The sequence below is a fragment of the Vibrio sp. V33_P6A3T137 genome (genome assembly GCF_009904835.1).
Classification (GTDB): domain Bacteria; phylum Pseudomonadota; class Gammaproteobacteria; order Enterobacterales; family Vibrionaceae; genus Vibrio; species Vibrio metschnikovii.
The window spans coordinates 23,083-29,428 of sequence record NZ_WXWK01000005.1; the positions used below are offsets into that span (position 1 = coordinate 23,083).

Here is a 6,346-nt window from a genome sequence, read left to right on the forward strand (position 1 = left end):
CAAGGTTACCATTAGCGACATCTATTCCCATTTGTCATCAACCTATGTTACTCGAAGGCATTGAAACCTTACTGGTGCTCAGCAAAGAAAAAACCATGAGCCGTACCGGTAGCCAACTCTATATCAGCCAATCGGCAGTCAGTAAGCGCATTGCTAACTTAGAAAAAAAACTCGGCAAAAAACTGATTGTTCCCGCGGGCCGACACATCAAATTGACTGCAGATGCCGAGCAATTAATTGCCAGCATTGGCCCTACGTTTAATGAGTTGCATGGTTTAATTTTCGAGCAGAAAACATTGGAAGACAATACGCTGCTGCGCATGGATTGCTCAGAGACTTTAGTCGCGGGTTATCTTGGCCAGACTATGGGGCAACATCGAAAACACGACCCACATTGGGTTATCACCACCAACCACACACCGCGAATTGTCGAAAATGTTCAGTCTGGCAAAGCCACCTTGGGCTTTTGTGCGGGGTATCTGCCCGCCAATCACGGTTTGCTGACTTTTCATTTAGGCGATGAGCCATTTACCGTGATTAGCCAAGCACCTCTGTTCTCACTGCCAAGCGAGCTGATCACTAATGATTTAGCCAATCCCGCCAATACCTACCAAGCGGCCATGCTGTACAAACAAGGCATTCGACCCGCGATGGAGATGGACTCTTACACCGCCGCTGCGCAGCTCGCACTCGGCGGTATGTTACCAGCCCTAGTACCACGTTCGATTGTCAGCACTCTAAAAATTGAGCCCGAGCACTGCTTTGAGTTTGCTGAACTCGCCGATCTGACTCGACCAATTCATATTTGTCTGCGCGCCAGCCGCTATCGCAGCATTAGAGTCCAAGCATTGATAACAGCGCTGCATGATGCTGTTCCCAAAGCAGTTTTAGCGCCATCAGCATAGACATAGTGATCACCAGCGGGCGAATCCAACGCTGACCTTGGCTGATCACCACTTTTGCCCCCATACGAGCGCCAATAAAGCCACCAACTGCCATGGTTAAGCCTATCTGCCAAATGGGTAATCCGGCGATTAAGAAAAAAGTCAGCGCGGCAATGTTGGAGGTGAAATTGAGCACCTTAGTGCGCGCGGTGGCTTCCACCAATCCAAAATGGCCTAAAGCGACAAAACAGACGGTAAAGATTGAACCTGTACCGGGGCCAAAAAAACCATCATAAAAACCGATACCAAAACCCACCGTGAAAGCAAACGCGGTTTCGGATAAAGGTGCAGGCCCAGTGTGAGTTTTAGTAGTCGGAGCCAATAAGAAATAAAGCGATATGCCGATAAGTAGAAGTGGGATAAGGCTAGTCAATAAGGAGGCGTCAATATACTGTACCGCTTCTGCGCCAAGCGCCGCGCCAACAAAAGTACAAGCAATGGCAAGGCGCATCGCTTTTAGACTCACTAAGCCTTGGCGGACAAAATAGAAAGTGGCCGAAAAGCTTCCAAAGGAGCTTTGCAGTTTATTGGTCGCCAAGGCTTGAGTCGGAGGAACCCCAGCCGCCAGCAAGGCTGGTAACGTTAGCAAACCACCACCACCGGCCATGGCATCAATAAATCCCGCAACGCCCGCCACTAAAAACAGCAGGCCCAATACTTCCAGTGAAAGTTCCATTTCTAATCAACATCTTGAATGACAAAGCTCAACACTATCACTGCTCAAAACATCAAAACAGCGAAACACAAGACAACAACCTATTCCATTTATTCATCGATATAAGCTTGGGAGATCTCTGGGTATTGTAGCTGATAAAAAAGCCCGCTTAATTCAGCGGGCAATGAGGTTGTCTGATAAGCCTTAACGACTTACCTTAATTGTTATTAGGCTAAGCTGGCTTTGACTTGCTCGTGTAACTCTTGCACAGAGATGACCGATGCTTTCGCGTCAGCGGTATGTGACATACAGGTTGCAAATGCCGCATTTAACGTCGTGGTGTAGTTAACTTTTTCAGCTAGAGCACCACGGCGCAATACTTTTGAATCTTCAATCGCTTGACGACCTGCCGCGGTATTGACGATATAGGTGTACTCATTGTTTTTGATTCGATCCAAGATATGCGGACGCCCTTCATGCACCTTATTAACTAGGCGAGGGTTAATCCCAGCTTCACCGAGAATCACCGCCGTACCATGAGTTGCATCTAGCTGATAGCCAAGTTTGATCAACTTAGAAGCTAAATCGACCACGCGCTCTTTATCTTCTTCACGTACCGACAATAACGCACGACCACCATCAGGATACACATTACCACAGCCGAGTTCTGCTTTAGCGTAAGCTTCAGCAAACGTTGCTCCAACACCCATCACTTCGCCAGTGGAGCGCATTTCAGGGCCAAGCAATGGGTCAACACCAGGGAATTTATTAAATGGCAGAACCACTTCTTTCACTGAGTAGTAAGGAGGAATGATCTCTTTGGTAAAGCCTTGCGACTCAAGTGACTGACCAGCCATAACACGTGCGGCAATTTTTGCCAGCGGTGCGCCGGTAGCTTTGGATACAAACGGAACCGTTCGTGCAGCGCGAGGGTTAACTTCAATCAGGTAAACTTGATTATCTTTCACCGCAAATTGGGTGTTCATTAAACCGCGCACGCCCAATTCAAAGGCTAACTTCTCAACTTGTTCACGCATCACATCTTGGATTTCTTGGCTTAGGGTGTAAGCCGGCAGTGAACAAGCAGAATCACCGGAGTGAACACCCGCCTGTTCAATGTGCTCCATGATACCGCCAATCACGACTCGCTCGCCATCACAAATCGCATCGATATCCACTTCAACCGCATCGTCTAAAAAGCGATCGAGCAGAACCGGTGACTCATTCGATACGCTGACCGCTTCGTTAAAGTAACGACGCAAATCTTGCTCATCATAGACGATTTCCATCGCCCGACCACCAAGCACATAAGAAGGACGCACTACCAACGGGAAGCCAATCTCTCTTGATTTTTCAATCGCTTGTTCCATGGTGGTGACCGTGGCATTTTCTGGTTGCAGCAACCCTAAACGCTCTACCGCTTGCTGGAAGCGTTCACGATCTTCCGCGCGGTCGATGGCATCTGGGCTAGTACCGATAATCGGCACTCCGGCCGCTTCCAAGGCGCGCGCCAGTTTTAATGGCGTTTGGCCGCCATATTGGACAATAACCCCTTTCGGTTTTTCGACGCGAACAATGGCTAACACATCTTCCAGTGTTACTGGCTCAAAGTAGAGGCGATCTGAGGTATCGTAGTCAGTAGATACAGTTTCAGGGTTACAGTTAACCATGATGGTTTCATAACCATCTTCACGCAGTGCAAGTGAAGCATGAACACAGCAGTAATCAAATTCGATACCTTGACCGATACGGTTTGGACCACCACCGAGCACCATGATTTTTTCTCTGTCGGTCGGCTGCGCTTCACACTCTTCATCATAGGTTGAGTACATGTACGCAGTATCGGATGAGAATTCCGCGGCACAGGTGTCAACTCGTTTGTAGACCGGATGAATGTTGTATTGATCGCGCAAGCGACGAATTTCACTTTCAGCCACGCCTAATAAAGCCGAGAGACGCGCATCTGCAAAACCTTTGCGTTTCATTTTACGCAGTACATCGGCGTTTAGCCCAGCAAAACCGTCCGCTTTGACGTCTTGTTCCATCTTGACCAGTTCTTCAATTTGCACCAAGAACCAGCGGTCGATATTGGTCAAGTTAAACACTCCATCGACCGATAAACCGGCACGAAATGCATCGGCGATATACCAAATACGCTCAGCGCCCGCTTCTTTCAGTTCATGGCGAATTTTGGTCAATGCGTCAGGTGCATCAAGATCGACCATTTCATCTAAGCCATTCACACCAACTTCTAAGCCACGCAATGCTTTTTGCAGCGATTCTTGTTGGTTACGACCAATCGCCATCACTTCACCTACCGACTTCATCTGTGTGGTTAAGCGATCATTAGCACCAGCGAATTTTTCAAAGTTAAAGCGTGGAATTTTGGTCACCACGTAGTCAATCGTCGGCTCAAACGACGCAGGGGTCGCACCGCCAGTGATGTCGTTCATCAGCTCATCAAGCGTAAAGCCAACCGCTAATTTAGCCGCTACTTTAGCAATTGGGAAACCGGTGGCTTTTGAAGCCAGAGCCGAAGAGCGAGAAACACGTGGGTTCATCTCGATGATCACCATGCGACCATCTTTCGGGTTGATACCAAACTGTACGTTTGAACCACCGGTTTCAACACCGATTTCACGCAGTACGGCTAGCGATGCGTTACGCATGATCTGATATTCTTTGTCAGTTAGCGTTTGCGCTGGTGCTACTGTGATCGAGTCACCCGTGTGAATGCCCATTGGGTCAAAGTTTTCAATCGCACAAACGATGATGCAGTTATCGTTTTTATCACGCACCACTTCCATTTCGTACTCTTTCCAACCGATCAGTGATTCATCAATCAACAGCTCGTTGGTTGGCGATAAGTCGAGGCCACGACGGCAGATCTCTTCAAACTCTTCTTTGTTGTAAGCAATACCACCGCCCGTTCCACCCATGGTAAAAGAAGGGCGAATAATACAAGGAAAACCCACCATTTCTTGAACGCGGTAAGCTTCTTCCATCGTTTTTGCCGTATCAGCACGAGGACAAGCTAAGCCGATCGATTTCATTGCTTTATCAAAACGAGAGCGGTCTTCGGCTTTATCAATCGCATCAGCGGTCGCGCCAATCATTTCTACACCGAATTCAGCTAATACGCCGTGTTTTTCTAGCTCCAGCGCACAATTCAATGCAGTTTGACCACCCATGGTGGGTAATACCGCGTCTGGGCGCTCTTTTTCAATGATTTTACGTACCACTTCCCAGTGAATCGGCTCAATGTAAGTGGCATCGGCCATCTCTGGATCAGTCATGATCGTCGCCGGGTTCGAGTTGACGAGAATCACTCGATAGCCTTCTTCACGCAAAGCTTTACAGGCTTGGGCACCAGAGTAGTCAAACTCACAAGCCTGACCAATCACAATCGGGCCTGCACCTAAAATTAGAATACTGTTAATGTCAGTACGTTTTGGCATCGTCTACTACTCCGAATTAGGCTGTGTGCTGTTTAATTAATTCAATGAAATGATCGAAAAGAGGTGCGGCATCGTGGGGACCAGGGCTTGCTTCTGGGTGACCTTGGAAGCTAAACGCAGGTTTATCAATACGATGAATGCCTTGTAAAGAACCATCAAACAGTGATTTGTGTGTTGCGCGCAGCGTATCTGGTAAGCTTGCTTCATCGACAGCAAAGCCATGATTTTGCGCTGTAATCATCACTACGTCACGCTGTAAGTCTTTAACTGGATGGTTGGCACCATGGTGGCCAAATTTCATTTTTACTGTCTGCGCACCAGAAGCCAAGGCTAGAATTTGGTGTCCTAAACAGATCCCAAATACCGGTAATCCCTTCTCTAAGAACACTTTAGTGGCTTCAATTGCATAAGTACACGGAGCTGGGTCACCAGGGCCGTTAGATAAGAAAACACCATCAGGCTTCAGTGCCAATACTTCTTCGGCTGAAGTTTGAGCCGGAACAACGGTTAAGCGGCATCCTCGGTCAACCAGCATACGCAGGATGTTACGCTTGGCTCCGAAATCGTAGGCAACGACGTGATAAGGCAGTTCGCTGTGGTCTTTTGCTTCAGGAAGTCCACCTTCCAACGTCCACGAACCTTGTTGCCATGCATACGCTTCTTGTGTTGTAACCTCTTTCGCAAGATCCATTCCTTTTAAGCCAGGGAAATCTTTCGCTTTCGCTAACGCGAACGCTTCATCACAATGCTCACCAGCCATAATGCAGCCATTTTGCGCACCTTTTTCACGTAAAATACGTGTCAGTTTACGCGTATCAATATCCGCAATACCGAGAATATTTTGTGATTTAAGATAATCAGAAAGAGAACGTTGATTACGGAAGTTAGAAGCGATAAGAGGGAGATCGCGAATCACAAGGCCTTGTGCATGAATAGAAGAGGATTCTTCGTCTTCAGAGTTGGTTCCGGTATTACCAATGTGGGGATAAGTGAGAGTAACAATTTGTTGAGAATAGGAAGGATCAGTGAGAATTTCTTGGTACCCCGTCATCGAAGTATTAAAAACAACTTCACCAACGGAAAAACCCTCTGCCCCAATGGACACTCCGTGGAACACTGTCCCATCTTCTAGGACCAACAGTGCTGGTTTACTCAAGACAACCTCCAGAATAAAAATGCATTAAATATAAATTAAATCGCAAATCTGCCTTCCTGTTCGCAGCGATACGTTGCTTGAGGCTATATTAGACAAATTGGCGGTATTCTAAAGTTCACACTAATCCCTGTCA

General features: G+C 47.5%; 4 protein-coding genes. 1 reads left to right on the forward strand and 3 read right to left on the reverse strand.

What is annotated here, in order from left to right; translation table 11 throughout:
- The first annotated feature begins 44 nt into the window (after positions 1-44).
- A complete protein-coding gene (locus tag CAG60_RS00305; protein ID WP_161438013.1) occupies positions 45-905 on the forward strand; it encodes a LysR family transcriptional regulator in 861 nt (286 codons plus the stop codon).
- On the opposite strand, the gene CAG60_RS00310 is transcribed toward CAG60_RS00305, so the two are convergent.
- The 3 genes from CAG60_RS00310 to carA all read right to left on the reverse strand — a co-directional run bounded on the left by CAG60_RS00310 (position 835) and on the right by carA (position 6,213).
- Positions 835-1,620, reverse strand: coding sequence for a TSUP family transporter (locus CAG60_RS00310; RefSeq protein WP_161438014.1), 786 nt, complete (start codon positions 1,618-1,620; stop codon positions 835-837). The two genes, CAG60_RS00305 and CAG60_RS00310, sit on opposite strands and share 71 nt — an antisense overlap.
- A gap of 206 nt (positions 1,621-1,826) precedes the next feature.
- Complete coding sequence (carB, locus tag CAG60_RS00315) at positions 1,827-5,057, reverse strand: carbamoyl-phosphate synthase large subunit (protein ID WP_161438015.1); 3,231 nt, start codon at positions 5,055-5,057, stop codon at positions 1,827-1,829.
- Positions 5,058-5,073: 16 nt separating this feature from the next.
- Positions 5,074-6,213: a glutamine-hydrolyzing carbamoyl-phosphate synthase small subunit gene (carA, locus tag CAG60_RS00320; RefSeq protein ID WP_158137855.1), complete on the reverse strand. Its 1,140-nt coding sequence runs from the start codon at positions 6,211-6,213 to the stop codon at positions 5,074-5,076.
- Positions 6,214-6,346: the final 133 nt, after the last annotated feature.

Coding starts and splice junctions, on each gene's coding strand:
- CAG60_RS00310 (WP_161438014.1), bottom strand. CDS start 1,620: ATGGAACTTTCACTGGAAGTATTGGGCCTGCTGTTTTTAGTGGCGGGC.
- CAG60_RS00305 (WP_161438013.1), top strand. CDS start 45: ATGTTACTCGAAGGCATTGAAACCTTACTGGTGCTCAGCAAAGAAAAA.
- carB (WP_161438015.1), bottom strand. CDS start 5,057: ATGCCAAAACGTACTGACATTAACAGTATTCTAATTTTAGGTGCAGGC.